General features: G+C 57.6%; 16 protein-coding genes. 5 read left to right on the top strand and 11 right to left on the bottom strand.

All coding sequences use genetic code 11. The annotated features are described in order from the left end of the window. Window positions 1-81: 81 nt before the first annotated feature. Complete coding sequence (locus tag K3556_RS03040; protein ID WP_260518258.1) at window positions 82-1,158, bottom strand: hypothetical protein; 1,077 nt, start codon at window positions 1,156-1,158, stop codon at window positions 82-84. A gap of 204 nt (window positions 1,159-1,362) precedes the next feature. On the opposite strand from K3556_RS03040, the gene K3556_RS03035 reads away from it, so the two are divergent. Continuing rightward, window positions 1,363-2,640 carry an acetylornithine deacetylase/succinyl-diaminopimelate desuccinylase family protein gene (locus tag K3556_RS03035; protein ID WP_260518257.1) on the top strand — a complete coding sequence of 426 codons (1,278 nt, stop codon included), beginning with the start codon at window positions 1,363-1,365 and terminating at the stop codon, window positions 2,638-2,640. A 71-nt stretch (window positions 2,641-2,711) separates the two neighbouring features. Here the strand turns inward: K3556_RS03035 and panC are convergent, their stop codons facing one another. Both panC and panB read right to left on the bottom strand, forming a co-directional pair. Next, on the bottom strand, window positions 2,712-3,548 hold the full coding sequence (gene panC / locus K3556_RS03030; RefSeq protein WP_260518256.1) for a pantoate--beta-alanine ligase: 837 nt from the start codon (window positions 3,546-3,548) through the stop codon (window positions 2,712-2,714). After that, entirely contained in the window at window positions 3,545-4,372 is an 828-nt protein-coding gene (gene panB, locus K3556_RS03025) for a 3-methyl-2-oxobutanoate hydroxymethyltransferase (RefSeq protein WP_260518255.1), read from the bottom strand. Before panB ends, panC begins: the two co-directional genes overlap by 4 nt. A 154-nt stretch (window positions 4,373-4,526) precedes the next feature. Between panB and K3556_RS03020 the strand changes: the two genes are divergently transcribed. Then, entirely contained in the window at window positions 4,527-5,996 is a 1,470-nt protein-coding gene (locus K3556_RS03020) for an ABC transporter substrate-binding protein (RefSeq protein WP_260518254.1), read from the top strand. Between the two features lie 48 nt (window positions 5,997-6,044). On the opposite strand, the gene K3556_RS03015 is transcribed toward K3556_RS03020, so the two are convergent. The 3 genes from K3556_RS03015 to K3556_RS03005 all read right to left on the bottom strand — a co-directional run bounded on the left by K3556_RS03015 (window position 6,045) and on the right by K3556_RS03005 (window position 8,330). After that, the gene (locus K3556_RS03015) at window positions 6,045-6,953 is read right to left on the bottom strand and encodes a DMT family transporter (protein WP_260518253.1); all 909 of its coding nucleotides are present in this window, start codon (window positions 6,951-6,953) and stop codon (window positions 6,045-6,047) included. Between the two features lie 91 nt (window positions 6,954-7,044). Further along, entirely contained in the window at window positions 7,045-7,785 is a 741-nt protein-coding gene (locus tag K3556_RS03010; protein ID WP_260518252.1) for a YebC/PmpR family DNA-binding transcriptional regulator, read from the bottom strand. A 92-nt stretch (window positions 7,786-7,877) separates the two neighbouring features. Next, window positions 7,878-8,330: an Lrp/AsnC family transcriptional regulator gene (locus tag K3556_RS03005; protein WP_260518251.1), complete on the bottom strand. Its 453-nt coding sequence runs from the start codon at window positions 8,328-8,330 to the stop codon at window positions 7,878-7,880. A gap of 73 nt (window positions 8,331-8,403) precedes the next feature. Between K3556_RS03005 and K3556_RS03000 the strand changes: the two genes are divergently transcribed. Both K3556_RS03000 and K3556_RS02995 read left to right on the top strand, forming a co-directional pair. Next, a complete protein-coding gene (locus K3556_RS03000) occupies window positions 8,404-8,997 on the top strand; it encodes a LysE family translocator (RefSeq protein WP_260518250.1) in 594 nt (197 codons plus the stop codon). Window positions 8,998-9,029: 32 nt separating this feature from the next. Then, a complete protein-coding gene (locus K3556_RS02995) occupies window positions 9,030-10,811 on the top strand; it encodes an SLC13 family permease (RefSeq protein WP_260518249.1) in 1,782 nt (593 codons plus the stop codon). Window positions 10,812-10,826: 15 nt separating this feature from the next. On the opposite strand, the gene K3556_RS02990 is transcribed toward K3556_RS02995, so the two are convergent. The 4 genes from K3556_RS02990 to mgtE all read right to left on the bottom strand — a co-directional run bounded on the left by K3556_RS02990 (window position 10,827) and on the right by mgtE (window position 15,571). Beyond that, window positions 10,827-12,605: an SLC13 family permease gene (locus K3556_RS02990; protein WP_409557763.1), complete on the bottom strand. Its 1,779-nt coding sequence runs from the start codon at window positions 12,603-12,605 to the stop codon at window positions 10,827-10,829. Between the two features lie 138 nt (window positions 12,606-12,743). Next, window positions 12,744-13,568 (bottom strand): TIGR00282 family metallophosphoesterase, encoded by an 825-nt coding sequence (locus K3556_RS02985; protein ID WP_260518247.1) that lies wholly within the window; start codon window positions 13,566-13,568, stop codon window positions 12,744-12,746. A gap of 51 nt (window positions 13,569-13,619) precedes the next feature. Next, window positions 13,620-14,186, bottom strand: coding sequence for a 5-formyltetrahydrofolate cyclo-ligase (locus K3556_RS02980; RefSeq protein ID WP_260518246.1), 567 nt, complete (start codon window positions 14,184-14,186; stop codon window positions 13,620-13,622). A gap of 2 nt (window positions 14,187-14,188) precedes the next feature. Further along, on the bottom strand, window positions 14,189-15,571 hold the full coding sequence (gene mgtE, locus K3556_RS02975; protein WP_260518245.1) for a magnesium transporter: 1,383 nt from the start codon (window positions 15,569-15,571) through the stop codon (window positions 14,189-14,191). A 129-nt stretch (window positions 15,572-15,700) separates the two neighbouring features. On the opposite strand from mgtE, the gene guaD reads away from it, so the two are divergent. Next, window positions 15,701-16,987, top strand: coding sequence for a guanine deaminase (guaD, locus tag K3556_RS02970; protein WP_260518244.1), 1,287 nt, complete (start codon window positions 15,701-15,703; stop codon window positions 16,985-16,987). On the opposite strand, the gene K3556_RS02965 is transcribed toward guaD, so the two are convergent. Beyond that, a complete protein-coding gene (locus tag K3556_RS02965) occupies window positions 16,977-17,288 on the bottom strand; it encodes a 5-aminolevulinate synthase (RefSeq protein ID WP_260518243.1) in 312 nt (103 codons plus the stop codon). The two genes, guaD and K3556_RS02965, sit on opposite strands and share 11 nt — an antisense overlap. Between the last annotated feature and the right edge of the window lie 31 nt (window positions 17,289-17,319).

The raw sequence follows: 17,319 nt of genomic DNA, 5'->3' as shown, positions 1-17,319 counted from the left end.
TCTCCGAGATCTGGGGGGCATGATCGCGTGATCCGGCCCTCTGGGCGAACGGACCAGTCGAGCATTAATACTCGAACGCAATCACCCCCCATACAGGTTCTTGTCGTGCTTCTCGACGATCTCGGCGAAGCGGCGGGCGAAGCGTTCGTCGGCTTTGGCCTTTTGCTCCAGCACGTCGCGGGCAAAGACCATTTGGTCCTCGTGGGCTTCCATCATGTCGGCCATGCGCTGGTTCGTTGCCGTGCCAATCGCGGCCATCGCAGCTTGGGCTTCCTTGTCGGTCTCGACGCCGATTTCGTTGATCCGGTGCGCCACATCCTGCTGCTGCGCCGTTTTCAACGATTTTGTCAGCGCATCATACAGCACCACGCGTTGCTTGGTGTCGGTTTGCAGCTTGTTGATCAACACCATCTGCGTCGCTGCCTGGTTTTGCAGTGAATCGACCCAGGTCTTACCCTTCTCGATATAGCGCTCGAGCGTCTGCGACTTGGCAAGCTTCACTTGCTCGTCCTGCACCATCTCGTTGTACTGCGTGTTCAGATCAGCCAATTGAGTTTCCAGCTGGGTCCGCTTGGCCGCGTCCTGTTCGTTGGCAATCTTGCCCTCAAGCTCGATAATTTTGGGATCCATAGCCAAAATATCGGCACGTAGGGCTTCCAGCTCGCCCACGGTCATTTCGCGATCATCCAGCGTGGCGGTCAGGTTTTCACCAACTTTATCCTTTTGCTCGTTGAGCATCGCCAACTGACCGTCCAGCAGCTTCACAATCGAATCCGATTGCGCGATCAGCTCTTGCAGCTTGTCGTCGATGGACGCCGTGCGCATCCGTTCCTGACGCATGCTTTCCGACTTGCCCTTCGAGAAGATGCCAACAAAGCTCTCCCACCCGGTTTTCGACCGCATCTGGTCAAAATCCGTGGAAAAGCCAGACGTCACATCGTCCAAACCCATGATCAGCTCGGCGATGTTGGCATTCATCGCCTCAGTATGGGCATGCACGTCATCCAGCGTCGCGTTTTCGATGTCGATTGAAATATCTTCGCCCGTCGCGGCCTTCGCACGCGCGGTTTCAATCCGCGTTGTTAGTTCGGAAATCTTGGACTGCGCTTCTTCAACCTGCGCTTGGCTTTCACGAATCTGCTTATCAAAACTGGACATGTGCCCTCCTTGGCTCCACCAAAAACTCCGGTCCGGTCTTATTGCCAGTTCGGAAAATGTTAATCACTGTTACATCTCTATTTAGGTTGAGTTTAGCGCGATTTAAAGGCCTGCAACAGCGTTTTCGCTCGCGCAATGGGTGAAATAGGGTTGCCCGCCGACTCCGTCATTGTTTGTCAAATGGAAGCTGCCTAGGCTTTCGGCATGACACACGACAAAGATCCCCTCCTGACCGAAATCGCACGCCGTCGCGATGATCTGATCACCCTGACGCAAGACCTGATCCGCATTCCAACGCTGAACCCACCCGGTCGCGATTACCGCCGGGTCTGTTCTTTCATCGCCGAACGTATTGGTGCACAAGGCTGGTCGGTCGACATGATCCGCGCCGAGGGCACGCCTGGCGACAGCACCGAATATCCGCGCTGGAACGTAATCTGCCGTCACGAAGGGTCGCAGCCCGGTGACTGCGTGCATTTCAACAGCCATCATGATGTGGTCGAAGTCGGTCATGGCTGGACCAAAGACCCGTTTGGCGGCGAACTGGAAGATGGCCGCATCTATGGTCGCGGGGCGTGTGATATGAAAGGCGGGCTGGCGGCGTCAATTATCGCAGCCGAGGCCTTCGTCGCGCTCTATCCCGACCACAAAGGCGCGGTGGAAATCAGCGCGACAGCCGACGAAGAAAGCGGTGGCTATGGTGGCGTCGCTTATCTGGCCGAGAAAGGGTATTTCGACCCGGATCGCGTGCAGCACGTGATCATTCCCGAACCATTGAACAAAGACCGTATCTGTCTGGGCCACCGCGGCGTCTGGTGGGCTGAAATCGAAACCAAAGGGCGCATTGCCCACGGTTCGATGCCTTTCCTCGGCGACAGCGCGATCCGACACATGGGCGCCGTGCTGGAAGAGATGGAGCGCCACCTGTTCCCACTACTCGCAACGAAACAGACCGACATGCCTGTGGTTCCGGAAGGCGCTAAACAATCCACACTGAACATCAACTCGATCCATGGCGGCGAGGCCGAACAGGACGCTGACTACACCGGCCTACCTGCACCATGCGTTGCCGACCGCTGTCGCATCATCATCGATCGCCGCTTCTTGATGGAAGAGGACCTAAGCGAAGTGAAGGCCGAGGTCACACGAATGCTCGAGTCGATCCGCGCCCAGCGCCCAAGTTTCGAATACGAAATCCGCGACATGCACGAAGTCATCCCGACAATGACTGAAAAAGATGCGCCCGTCGTCACCTCAACCGCTGCCGCAATCGAAAAAGTGCTGGGTCAACAGCCGTCCTACGTAGTCTCCCCCGGCACCTATGACCAGAAACACATCGACCGGATTGGCAAACTGAAAAACTGTATCGCCTACGGACCCGGCATCCTCGACCTTGCTCACCAACCTGATGAATGGGTAGGCGTTGAGGATATGATCGACAGCGCTGGCGTCATGGCATTGGTGCTCAAGGAACTGCTCTGAAAACCCGGCTTCTTCTGGCCGAAAAAATCCTGGGGTGAGCGGCTCAGCCGCGAGGGGCAAAGCCCCTTCATTCACACCGGGATATTATCAATCAAACGAACATCCCCAAGCATCGCTGCAACAAGCAGGCGCGTCGGACGATCCAGGTTTGACACTGGCATCAAATCCGCCGCATCGCGCAATTCCAGATACTCGACCTTGTCATAGCCGGCCCGCTCAATCTGGGCCTTGGCGCTGTCCAACACCACGCGAATATCTGCACCGCGACGGATAGCAAGGGCTGCCCGATCCAGTTCGGCCTTGAGCACGGGCGCGACAGCGCGCTCTTCCAGCGACAGGCGCACATTGCGCGAGGACATTGCCAGCCCGTCCTCTTCGCGGATGGTTGGGCAACCTAACACTTCTGTCTCGATATCAAGATCTTCGGACAGCCGGCGCACCAACAGCATTTGCTGGTAATCCTTTTCGCCGAAACAGGCGACATCCGCGCGCGACTGCAAAAACAGTTTTGAGACAACCGTCGCCACACCGTCAAAGTGACCCGGGCGATGTGCGCCTTCCAGATCTTCTGTCAGGCCCGAGACGCGAACATTGGTCGAGAACCCTTTTGGATAAATCTGATCCGGCGTCGGGACATAGAGCGCGTCAATTCCATATGGCGCAAGCTTCGCGGCATCCTCGTCTTCTGTGCGCGGGTAATTGTCCAGATCACCCGGATTGTTAAATTGTTTTGGGTTTACGAAAATGGTGACAATCACGCGGTCGGCATTCTGCTTAGCAACCTCGACCAGTGACAGATGCCCCGCATGAAGGGCGCCCATGGTGGGCACAACGGCCACCCGTTCACCTTTGAATATCCATTTCCGGCGCAGGGTGCGCAGGTCTTCTTTGGTGCGAACCAGCTTCATTTCTTGGGGACCTCATCGGCAAATACATGTTCAGGGCCGGGGAAGCTGCGGGCACGCACTTCTTTGGCATATTGGGCGATGGCTTTGCCGCCATCTTCGCCCAAAGTCGCATATCGTTTGGCAAATTTGGGTTTGAAGGCTGTGAACAAGCCCAGCATGTCATCGACCACAAGGATTTGCCCGTCACAGCCGGCAGATGCGCCGATGCCAATGGTTGGAATGGACAAGGTCGCGGTGATTTCGTTCGACAATCCCTCGGGCACCTTCTCAAGCACGACCGAGAAAGCACCAGCGTCTTCGACCGCTTTGGCGTCGGCCAGCACTCGCGCGCGATCTTCCCCGCGCCCCTGCACCTTATAGCCACCTAACGTGTTGATTGCCTGCGGGGTCAGACCGACATGTGCCATGACCGGTATCGATCGACTGGTCAAAAAACGGATCGTTTCGGCCATCGTCACGCCACCTTCCAGCTTAACGGCTGCCGCACCGGTCACGCGCATCAGGCGGGCTGCGTTGCGGAAGGCTTGTTCGGGGCTTTCTTCATACGATCCAAACGGCATGTCGACGACCATCATGGCCTTCGTCAGCCCGCGTTTCACAGCGGCTCCGTGCAGTTCCATCATCTCCATCGTGACGCCAAGTGTATCGGGGAGGCCATGCACGACCATGCCGACGCTATCGCCTACCAAAACGATGTCACAATGCGCATCCATCATCTGAGCCGTCGGGGTCGCATACGCCGTCAAGCAGACCAGCGGTGTACCACCTTTGCGCACCCGGATATCCGACGGTGTCGGCACGGTAATCTTAGCAGAAGCGCTCATGGTTTCTCCTCCCCTGATCCTCTTCGCAAGGACACTATAATGCTGCGTCGCAGAATATCAAAGGGGGGTTGCCGCAGCGTCTACCCCTTGCGCTGACACAGATTCGCGCGTTTCATGAAGGCTGTCCCGCATTATGGGCGAAGGAGGACCGACCATGACCAACCTGAAATTCACCGCAGCCGCCTGGGCGCTTATGGCGACGACCGCTTTGGCCGGAAGTGACGCAATCACGCTTGGCATGGTGCTTGAGCCGCCAAACCTTGATCCGACCGGCGGGGCCGCTGCTGCCATTGACGAAGTTGTCTATGCCAACATCTTCGAAGGTTTGACCCGGTTTGGGCCGGATGGCTCTGTCCTTCCCGGTCTGGCAAGCGAATGGTCGGTCAGCGATGACGGCTTGACCTATACGTTCAAACTGCGGGACGGGGTGACCTTCCATGACGGCAGCACGATGGATGCAGAAGACGTGATCTTCTCGCTCGATCGCGCGCGCGCCGAGGAATCGACCAACGCCCAGAAAGCACTGTTCAAGGATATCGAGGCTGTCACCTCCCCCGATCCCCTGACCGTTGACGTGAAACTGTCTGCGCCCAACGGCAATTTCCCGTTCAACATGGCGTGGGGGGACGCAGTGATTGTTGCGCCCGAAAGCATTGAGAATGCTGCCACGGCCCCTGTGGGCACTGGACCATTTACTTTTGTTGAATGGGCCAAGGGCGATCATGTGACCATTGCACGCAATGACGCCTATTGGGGGGACGCCCCGGCGCTGGCCAAAGCCACGTTCAAGTTCATATCGGACCCCAATGCCGCCTTCGCTGCAATGATGGCTGAAGATGTGGATGCCTTCCCGAACTTCCCCGCCACCGAAACCTTGGCGCAGTTCGAAGCAGATCCGCGGTTCAACGTGATCGTCGGCTCGACCGAAGGCGAGACAATCCTGTCCATGAACAACAAGTCCGGCCCGCTGGCAGATCTGCGCGTCCGCAAGGCAATCGCCCATGCGATCAACCGGCAGGATATCATCGACGGGGCGATGTTTGGATATGGCACCCCAATCGGCAGCCATTTCGCGCCCCACAACCCTGACTATGTCGACCTGACAGGCAACTCTGCTTTTGACCCTGAAATGTCGAAATCCCTGTTGGCGGAAGCCGGGGCCGAAGACCTGACGTTGCGGCTGATGCTGCCGCCACCCACATATGCGCGGCGCGGGGGCGAGATCATCGCAGCCCAATTGCGTGACGTCGGAATCAAGACCGAGATTTCGAACCTCGAATGGGCGCAATGGATTGAACAGGTGTTCAAGGGCAAGGATTTTGACCTGACCATCGTCAGCCATACCGAACCTGCCGACATCAACATTTATGCGCGGCCCGAATACTACTTCCAGTATGACAATGCCGACTTCCAGGCGTTGATCAACAAGCTCTCAGTCACATCAGACCCCGCGATGCGGTCGGAGCTGAACAAACAGGCTCAACAGATGATCGCAGATGACTATGTGAACGGGTATTTGTTCCAGCTGGCAAAAACCGGTGTCGCCAACGCGAAAATTCAGGGTCTGTGGGAAAACGCACCCACGCAGGCCAATGATCTGACAGGCGTCAACTGGTCGGAATAATCGCTGAACGTAACACAGAAAAGAGCGCCGCGTCCGGCGCTCTTTTTTCTATGACTTCGCGGCATTCGGATTGGGTGTGATGCGCCGGTTCAACATCGCCTCGCGCCATGTGATGTAGCTGACCGCAGTGATGATGACGGCTGCGCCTCCAACCACCCACATATCCAGCGGCTCTGCAAACAACCACGCGCCCATGGCCGTCGCCCAGATGATCTGCAGGAAGGTCACGGGTTGCGTGACCGACACGGGCGCTTCGGCAAAGGCACGCGACATGGCGTAATGCCCGGCCGTTGCGCAAAAGGCGATCAGAACCAGCCACGCCAGTTGCGTGCCATTGGGCGGCACCCAGACCAGCCATGCAGCAGGGGCCAGCCCGATTGTCACTGTGATCGACATGATGGCGACCACGACGGCCGCTGACGCCTCTTGCGACAGCCGTTTGGCAATCAGGTATGACATTCCAAGAAAGATCGCGGTGAAAACCATCGACAGATGCCCCGCGCCCAGCTCTCGCACACCGGGACGCAGAATGATCAAAACTCCCAAGAACGCAAAGACAACGGCGACCATCCGGCGGGTCGAAAACGTTTCGCCCAGAAACAGGGCGGCCCCCAGCATCACATAAATCGGATTGAGGTAATTCATCGCCACGACTTCAGCCACAGTGATTTGGGTCATCGCATAAAACCAACACAACACAGCGCCAGTATGCACAACGCCACGCAAGGCGAACAACCGCCACATCGTTTTGGAAAAGCGTGCCCGTTTCAACTGCCCCAAAGCGGGCAACACGAATGCCAGCCCAAACAGGTATCGCAGGAAAGCAGCTTGTGAGGACGGAAGCGTTTGGCCCACATATTTCACCAGCCCGTTGAGCAGCACAAAAAAGAACCCTGCCAACAGCATCCACAGAATGCCGTGCAGGTGTCTTGTTTCTGTTGGGACCAGGGTCGTCATCCGGCGACCTGACCCGAGTTTGCCGCTAAAGACAAGTGACCCCGGCGCGGTTGTCCGAGCCGGGGTCATGGAATTCTGTTCAAGGGAACGTTTAGAGCTGCGCCAGAACCTCGTCGGACGCTTCAAAATTGGCGGTGACGCGCTGCACGTCATCGTCATCCTCTAACGCATCCAGAAGATTCATAAGCTTTTGCATCCCTTCAAGATCAAGCTCGGTGGTCATGTTGGGTTGCCAGATCAATTTGGTCGATTCGCTTTCGCCCAGCGCGGCTTCCAGCGCGTTCGACACTTCGTTCAGATCTGTGTCAGCGCAGATGATGCGATGCCCGTCCTCGGTGGTTTCGCAATCCTCAGCACCGGCTTCGATGGCGGCTTCCATAACAGTGTCGGCATCACCTGCTTCTGGCAGATAGGTCACTTCGCCCTTGCGGTCGAACATGAAGCCGACGGACCCGGTTTCGCCAAGGTTGCCGCCGTTTTTCGAGAAGGTCGAGCGCACGGTCGAAGCTGTGCGGTTCTTGTTGTCGGTCATCGTCTCAACAATGACGGCAACACCATTGGGGCCATAGCCCTCGTATCGGATTTCGTCATAGTTCTCAGCGTCGCCACCGATGGCTTTCTTGATTGCGCGATCAATGACGTCCTTCGGCAAAGACTGGCTTTTGCCTTCCTTGACCGCCATGCGCAGACGCGGGTTCTTGTCCGGATCCGGGTCGCCCATCTTGGCAGCCACGGTGATTTCTTTTGCAAGCTTAGAGAACAGCTTCGAGCGCAGTTTGTCCTGACGCCCCTTGCGGTGCTGAATGTTTGCCCATTTTGAGTGACCAGCCATGGTGCCCTCCGAATTAATTCAGGTGTCGATGTGTTGCGCGGTTCAATACAGCAGGCGTTGGGGGCGCTGCAAGGGCGTTGCGAACAAGTTGTTCACGCGCGTTCGTCCTTCGGCGAACCCATGACAACATGCGTCACGATCTGGTGGACTTGTGGCAACGTCCCCAACTTGTCGGTATGAAAATGTTTATAGGCGATCAGGTCTTCAGCCTCGACCCTCAGCAGGTATTCGACGGTACCGGTAATATTGTGGCACTCACGAACCTCGTCGTATCGCGCAACCGACCGTTCAAACCCCTCCTGCGCGGCTTTTGTATGATCGGACAGGCCAACCGTGACATAAGCAACAAAGCCATTGCCCATGGCAACCGGATCAAGCACCGCACGGTAGCCTTTGATCGCGCCCTGCCGCTCCAGTTCCTGCACGCGCCGCAAACAGGCCGAAGGGGAAAGGCCAACCTTCTCTGCCAGTTCAGTGTTGGGCAACCGCCCGTCGCGAACAAGTTCTTGCAATATTTGACGGTTAATTTGATCTATCTTCATCATTCGTTGCAAACAAACTCCAAATACCTGCAATAAAGCAACCCACAGCCACCAATTTGGGGTGATTATTGCCGCTATGTCAATCGAGCTTCTCTCCGCCTTCATCGCCTTCGCCTTCGTGTCGTCAATCACGCCGGGGCCCAACAACCTTATGCTAATGGCATCAGGCGCCAATTTCGGCTTCCGCCGCTCTATACCGCATATGTTGGGCATAGGGATCGGGTTCACATTTATGATCGTGTTGGTCGGCGCCGGGCTTATGACACTTTTTGACCTCTATCCGGTCAGCTACACGATCCTGAAAACCGGCAGCGTAATATATTTGCTTTGGTTGGCATGGAAAATCGCGAACGCCTCGCAACCTGGCACCGGCAAGGCGGGCGGCACCCCCATGACGTTCCTTCAGGCAGCCGCCTTCCAATGGGTCAATCCAAAAGCTTGGGCAATGGCGCTGACCGCGATCAGCGTGTACGCGCCCAGCCGCAGCATGTCAGCTGTCCTGTTGGTTGCCGCCATTTTCGGCATGGTGAACCTGCCTTCTGTCTCGGTGTGGACCATTCTTGGGCAAAAGATTCGCGTGATCTTGACCAACCCGACCCGCCTTCGGTCGTTTAATGTCACGATGGCTTTGCTTCTTGTTGCCACACTTTTCCCCGTAATCTACGGGTGACGTTCTGGTCGCCAAGCGGTAAGTCTTGAGCCATGACAACAGATCAAATCATCCTCTTCGCTCTTTTCGGTGCAGTGTTCGGACTGCTTCTTTGGGGGCGCTATCGCTATGACCTTGTGGCCTTCACCGCGCTGATGATCGGCGTTGTGCTGGGCGTTGTGCCAACCAAGGACGCCTTTTCAGGCTTCGGGCATCCCGCGACCCTGATTGTCGCCCTGGTGCTGGTGGTATCGGCGGGGCTGGTCCGGTCAGGAGCCGTTTTCCTGATCACCCGCACCATGGTCGATGCCTCGCGGTCACTGGGTTCACATATCGCCCTGATGGGCGCGATCGGCGGCTTGCTGTCTGCGTTCATGAACAACGTGGCGGCACTTGCCTTGCTTATGCCGGTGGACGTCCAGACGGCACGCAAAGCGGGCCGTGCGCCGGGTCTCAGCCTGATGCCGCTGTCTTTTGCGACCATCCTGGGCGGCATGGTCACGCTGATCGGTACGCCTCCCAACATCATTATCGCGTCCATCCGCGGCGAGGCGCTGGGCGAACCATTTCGGATGTTCGACTTTGCACCTGTCGGCGGCATCACCGCGGTTGCCGGGCTGATTTTCGTTGCGCTGATCGGCTGGCGCCTGATCCCGCGGCCTGATAACAGCGAAAACGTTTCCGACCCGATGGAAGAGTTCGGCAACTACATCGCCGAACTGATGCTTCCTGAAGACTCGAAGCATGTCGGCAAGCGGCTGCAGGATCTGACGGAAGCCGCCGAGAAAAACGACGTGGCCATCCTTGGTCTGGTGCGCGGCGGCAAGCGCCGCTACGGCACACAGCTTGCGACCAAGCTAGAAGCCGGCGACGCACTGGTGCTGGAAGCGCGGCCTGAAGCATTGGATGAATTTCGTGCAGCCCTGGGCCTGACTTTCGCCGAAACAGAGCACGAAGAGAAGCTGCGGGCCGAAGCGGACGGGCTGTCCAAGATTGAGATCGTGGTTCCGGAAAATGCCCGGATCGTTGGCAAGACGGCACAGTCCATTGGCCTGAACTGGCGCCGCCGGTCCGTCCTTCTTGGCATCTCGCGGGCCGGGAAGCAGATCATCAAACAGGTCCGCAAGACCGAGATCCGCCCCGGTGATATCCTTCTGGTGCTCGTGCCACAGGGAACCGAAGCGGACGTGACGGACTGGTTGGGCTGCCTGCCATTGGCCGAGCGCGGCCTGAAGGTCACGCAGGACGAAAAGGTCTGGCTGGCAATCGGCATGTTCGGCGCAGCCGTCGCGGCGGCCAGTTTCGGGCTGATCTATTTGCCGGTGGCACTTGGCCTGGTCGTTGTTGTCTATGTCTTGACCCAAATCGTCCCGCTGTCCGAGCTGTATTCCCATATCGAGTGGCCGGTTGTCGTGCTGCTGGGATCCATGATCCCGCTTGGCGCGGCGCTTGAAACCTCGGGCGGCACGGAGTTGATAGCCGGCGCTCTGGTGGCCTTTACCGAAGGCTTGCCTGCTTGGGCTGTGCTGACCGTTCTGATGATCGTCACGATGACCCTGTCGGACGTGTTGAACAATACCGCCACCACCATCGTCGCCGCCCCTGTTGGTATCCAGATGGCGCAAGCGCTTGGCAAAAACCCCGATCCTTTTCTGATGGCCGTCGCCGTCGCCGCAAGCTGCGCCTTCCTGACCCCCATCGGGCATAAGAACAACACGCTGATTCTTGGCCCCGGCGGATACCGGTTCGGGGATTACTGGCGCATCGGTCTGCCGCTGGAGGTTCTTGTCGTCGCTGTCTCGATCCCCGCTATTCTGGTGTTCTGGCCACTTTAATGTTAGTCACCTGACCTAAAGCGGCCAGATGAACGGGATAAGCGCCGAAGCCAGGATGCCAACCGACAGGTTCAGCGGAATGCCGACCTTCAGGAAGTCCGAGAATTTATAACCGCCGGGGCCGTAGACCAGAGTGTTCGTCTGATACCCAATCGGCGTGGCAAAACTGGCCGATGCTGCCACCATCACCGCGACGACCAATGGGCGGGGGTCCAACCCCAACGCGTTGGCCAGCCCAATTGCGATCGGCGTGACCACCACTGCGACCGCGTTGTTTGACACCAGCTCGGTCAGAACAGACGTCAGCAGATAGATCGCCCAGATAATCAGGAACGGCGGCAGATTGCCCAAGAGCGGTGCGACGCCCTCGGCAATCAGGCGGACAGCGCCAGAGTTCTCCAGCCCGGCCCCGATGGCCAGCATCGAAAAGATCAGCACAAGCAGGCGCCCGTCGACCGAGCCGAAGGCCTCATCTGCATCAATACACCGTGTCAACAAAACCAACGCCACAGCTAGGATGGCCAGGAAGAAGATCGGGGCGACGCCGAAGCCCGCCAGTACAACCAATCCGACCAGCGCGCCAATCGCGATGGGCGCATGGCCACGCCGATATTCACGCGCCGAAGGTTTTGAGACGTCCAGCAAGTTCATATCCTGCGCCAGCCGTTGGATGTCTTCGGGCGCACCTTCCAAAAGGAGGGTGTCACCGACCCGAACCACCAGATCGTCAAGTTGCCGCCCGATATTTTGGTTCTTGCGGTGCACAGCCAAGGGATACACACCATAACGACGGCGAAGACGCATCCGCCCCAATTGCTTCCCGACCATTCCGCAATCAGGTGTGATCAGCACTTCAACTGTCGCTGTCTCAACCGCTGACACCTGATCCACGCGCTTCAGACTTTTGTCGCGTTGAAGGCTAAGCAGCTCGCTCATGGCGGTGCGCAGCACCACGCGGTCGCCGACCTGCAAGGTCACACCTTCCAGATTGCGCCGCAACGAGGCATCGCCGCGAACCACATCAACCAATCGAACGCCATCGCGCTTGAACAGCTGCACACCATTCACCTCGCGACCAATAAGGTTGCTTTCCGGCGGAACCACGGCTTCGGTAAAGAATTTTTTTCGCGACCGGTCTGACAGAAGTGTGGCCATGCTGTCCCGATCAGGAAGGATTTTGGGCGCGATGAAGTAAATATAGAACATGCCCCATGCCACCAGGGCGATGCCCAACGGCGTCACCTCGAAAATCGAGAACGGTTCAAGGCCATTGGCGCGGGCAACACCATCGACCAACAGGTTTGTAGACGTCCCGATCAGAGTCAGCGTCCCGCCTAAAATCGCACCATAGCTTAGCGGAATAAGCAGCTTCGACGCCGAACTGCCAATTTTCTTGGCCAGCTGCACAAACACTGGGATCATCACAACAACGACCGGGGTGTTTGACACGAAGGCAGACGCGATCACCACAAATCCCATCAGGGCCGACAGAGCAATGACGGGGTTTTTCTCAGCGCGCCGTTCGGCAATTTGGGTGAACCAATGAAGCGCGCCGGTGCGTACCAAGCCTCCCATGACGATAAACATGGCCGCGATGGTCCAGGGCGCCGGGTTGGACAACACCTCCAGCCCCTGCGTGTAATCCAGGATCCCCGTGATCAGCATGATGGCGACACCACCGATGGCCACAACCTCTGTCGGGAAGGTTTCGCGCAGAAACATCACGAACATTCCAGCGACAACCAAAAGAGACAACACCGCCAGTGTCGTATCGCCAAATTCGAAAAGACCCATGAATTGCCCCTGATTGGTTCGCCACATAAGTCTTGCCCGCTGCGCGCGCGGTGGGCAAGCGCGGTTTTTCGTCATGTGCGCTTTGTATTGCCGCAGTCGTCACGACGTGGTTCTGGGTAAACCCGGCTGATGGGCGGATTAGTTTAGGTCAAGCGGCGTCGATTGCGCCAAACGCCCACCCTCGCGAACCATCTGAACCCGTGTGGCTTTACCCGTGCGATCATCGGTTTCAACATAAAGCCCTGACAACGTGGCTTCGCCCACTGCCGGCGTAAACCGGCTTTTGGACATGCCAGTGATGAAGCGGCGCATTGGTTCTTCTTTCTGCATTCCTATGACGCTGTCATAGTCACCGCACATCCCGGCATCTGTCTGAAATGCCGTGCCCTTCGGCAATATCTGCGCGTCACCCGTTGGGACATGAGTGTGCGTGCCCACGACGACGCTGGCGCGCCCGTCACACCAATGGCCCATGGCCATCTTCTCGGATGTGGCCTCGCAATGGACATCGACAAGTGCGGCTTGGACGGCACCGCCGAGGGGATGACGTTTCAGCACCGCGTCGACGGCTGAAAACGGATCATCGAACGGACGTTTCATAAACACCTGCCCCAATGCCTGTGTCACCAGAACTTTGCGTCCACGCGCGTCAGAAAACACCCGTGCACCGGTGCCCGGGCAATCTTTTGCATAGTTCAGCGGGCGAATGATCCGGGTTTCCTGTTCGCAAAATGACAGCATCTCGCGTTGATCAAAGGCATGATCGCCCAGCGTGATGACATCTGCGCCTGCATCAAGAAACGTGCGCGCATGGGCGGCGGTCAGGCCGGCCCCGCCGGTCGCGTTCTCGCCATTCACGACGACGAAATCCAGCTTCCACGCCTCGCGCAAGCCTTTTAGTCGGTCGGTCACCGCGCGCCGGCCAGCGCGCCCCATTATGTCGCCCAGAAAAAGTATCTTCATGGGCCAAGCCCTAGGTCGAATGGCTACAAAGGGCAAGTCCAAGCGTTTGGATCAGACCCAATGTACGCCGTCGTCAGTGACAATCGCATCCAGTTTTTGGTCTGTCGGCTCTAGCGGAACGGAAATGACCTCTTGCGCGCTGTAGGCATAGCCGATGGCCAATGTGGGGCGCTGGTTGCGCAGCCCCTCAAGCGTGCGATCATAGAACCCGCCACCATATCCCAAGCGTCCGCCTTTGCGATCAAATGCCAGCAGAGGCACAATCAGTACTTCGGGCTCGACGAACTTTAGCTTCGCGGGAATGTAGGCACCAAAAGCACCTTCCGTCATCTCGCAGTCCGGGGCCCAAAGGGCGAAGCGCAATGGCCGGTCCGGTCCCTCGATCACTGGTACGCAAACTGGCCCATGCGCGGCCATCGCGGCCATGACGGGCACGGGGGTTATTTCGGTGCGGATAGGCATGTAACCTGACAGCACCTTTCCCTTGTGCTGGGTCACCACAGATAACAGATGCGCCACACCTGACGCCGAACGTGCTTCGCTATGCGCCTCTTTTCGGCGGGCAAAAGCGGCCTTTCGCGCGTCTGCCTTCGTAGTTTTCAAAACGTCCTGATCCATCGTCAAAGAAGCATCACCGCAGCCAGTCCAAGGAAGGCAAAGAAGCCCACAACATCCGTTACCGTCGTCACAAATGCGCCAGACGCCAACGCAGGATCAATATCCAGACGTTCCAGCACAACGGGGATGATAACCCCCGCCAGACCCGCTACCACCATGTTCACGACCATCGCTATTGCGATCACGACGCCAAGAACGGGCGTCCCGAACCAAGCCACCCCGACGGCCCCCATGACAACGGCAAAGATCAACCCGTTGATCAGCCCGACCGTGGCCTCACGACGGATCACCCGCCAGACGTTGGCCGAGGTCAGATCTTTCGTTGCCAACGAGCGAACCGCCACGGTCAATGACTGAGTGCCTGCGTTGCCACCCATCGACGCGACGATTGGCATCAACACCGCCAACGCCACAAACTGTGCGATCACGTCCTCAAACTGCGATATGACCATTGAGGCTAGAATTGCCGTCACAAGGTTGACCGCAAGCCACGGAAAACGGCGTTTGGTGGTATCAATTACACGGTCTGAGAGGCTGCTTTCACCAACCCCGGCCAAACGCATGATGTCTTCTTCGTGCTCTTCATCAAGAATAACCATCGCATCGTCGATGGTGATCACCCCAACAAGGCGGTCATCAGCATCAACAACAGGGGCAGAAATCAGATGATACTGGTTGAACGCATAAGCCACTTCGGCCTCGTCCTGCATAACCGGAATGGTACGAAAGCTTTCCTCGGCGATGTCGGTCATCTTGACCTTGCGAGCGCTGCCCATCAGGCGGCCAAGTGTGACATACCCTGTTGGGCGCATGCGCGGGTCGACCAAGATGACGTGATAAAACGTCTCGGGCAGATCATCTTGGTTTCGCAGAAAATCAATGGTTTGCCCAACATTCCAATGTTCCGGCGCAACCACAAGCTCGCGCTGCATAAGACGACCGGCAGATTCCTCCGGATAGCCAAGTGATTGTTCGACAACGACCCGGTCGTCGGCATCCAATGCCCCCAGAACCGCTGCCGTCTGCGGAGCATCAAGGTCTTCAATCAGGTCGACGACATCGTCGGTTTCCAGATCTCGAACCGCTTCTGCCAGCACTTCCGGCGACATAGCGCCCACGATTTCTTCGCGCAGACCTTCGTCAAGTTCTGACAGAATATCGCCGTCGAATTCTGTACCGTAGAGGCGGACGAGCGCAACGCGTTCGTCGTGGCCTAACTGTTCCAGTAGATCGGCGATGTCGGCAGGGTGAACGGGCTCCAGCGCACGCACCAAGGCGGCGGCATCTTCAGATTCCAGCGCCGCTAGGACTGGCTGGAAAACGTCTTTATCAAGCTCGTAATCACCTTCTTCGGGTGCGTCGTCGCTTAGTTGTTCATCCAGCATCACGAAGCCCTCCCGGTTTGTCTGCGCGAACATAGGCCATGGCTGCCACCAATGGAACCGCAAGAAAGCCATTGCCACACTAATTATCCGGCTCTAGCTTGTCCGGTGGCTATCACGTGAGGCAAAGACATGCACCTTCTTCTGGGACAGACAATTGGCTTCACCGCAGACCCGTTCAAAGAGCCGCTAGAGGCGTGTGTGACACACGAGCGCCGCGGTGCTTTGGCCATTGAGAATGGAGTAATCGCAGATCTGGGATCGGCTGATGACTTGCGGGGAAAATACCCTGAAGCGGAAGTGACAGATTACGGCGACGCGCTGATTTCGCCGGGTTTCGTTGATGCGCATGTACACTATCCGCAGACGGCAATCATCGCCTCTTGGGGCAAGCGGCTGATTGATTGGCTGAACACATACACCTTTCCAGAAGAAAGCCGGTTTGGTGACCTGGACCACGCGACCGACATCGCCGAGACCTATTTCGACCTTGTGACAGCATCGGGCACGACAACCACAGTCAGCTATTGCACCATCCATCCGGAAAGCGTGGACGCCTATTTCACAGCGGCAGAACGGCGTGGGTTGAGGGTTCTGGGCGGCAAGACCTGCATGGATCGCAACGCGCCGGACAACCTGCAAGACACAGCCCAATGCGCCTATGACGACAGTAAAGCGCTGCTGGAGCGCTGGCACGGGCGGGACCGGCTGTCCTATGTGATCACGCCGCGCTTCGCGCCCACATCGACGCCAGAGCAGCTGGAGGCGCTTGGCGCTTTATGGGCAGAGAACCCAGACCTTCTGATGCAAACCCATATCAGCGAACAGCACGAAGAGATCGCATGGGTCGCGGATCTGTTCCCGGATGCCAAGGACTATCTGGATGTCTACGAACGTTTTGGCCTTCTTGGGTCCGGCGCGCTTCTGGGGCATGCCATTCATCTGACCGACCGCGAACGCGATCGCATTTGCGAAGTGGACGCCAGTCTGATCCATTGCCCAACCTCGAACATGTTCATCGGATCGGGGCTGTTCGATATGGCGGGGCTGATGGAGCAAGGTCACAGAATTGGCTTGGCAACCGACACTGGCGGCGGGTCATCCTTTTCGATGCTGCGCACCATGGCGGCAGCGTATGAGGTCGGCCAGTTGAATGGGCACCCACTGCATCCGGCGCAGCTTTGGTGGCTCGCGACCGAAGGGTCGGCGCGTGCCATTCGCATGCACGACAAGATTGGCACGCTTGCACCGGGGTCCGAGGCCGACCTTGCAATCATCGATCTTGCCTCGACAGCCGCCATCGCTCAGCGCAGCGCGCGCGCCGAGGATATATGGCAAGCGATCTTCCCCACCATCATGATGGGCGATGATCGGGCGATCAAAGCGGTCTGGGCCAATGGCAAATGCCTCAGAAGCTGACCAAGGCAACACCAAACAGCACAAACACAGCGCCCGCAGTTTCCTGCCGCGACAGACCTTCACCAATGGCGAAGGAATATCCCAGCACAAGCAGAGATTCCGTTGCAATGATCGCGATATAGGCCAGGCCCAGTTCGACCTGCCGAAGTAGGAAGACCTCTGAGACGACCGTGCCAGCCAAGACAGCAACAAGAAGTGCCAATGGCAGCCAGGCAAAGCCTTGCGAATAGTGCTTCATCAGTATGGTCGAAACGCCGTAACCAAGGGCCGCGGCCAACGCTAAAAATGTCTTATCACTCATTACGGAAAGCATGGTGAGCCCATCCTTCCTG

Source organism: Aliiroseovarius sp. M344 (genome assembly GCF_025140835.1).
Lineage (GTDB): Bacteria > Pseudomonadota > Alphaproteobacteria > Rhodobacterales > Rhodobacteraceae > Aliiroseovarius.
Note: the sequence above shows the minus strand (reverse complement) of the source record. Positions and strands in the feature narration are given on the sequence as shown.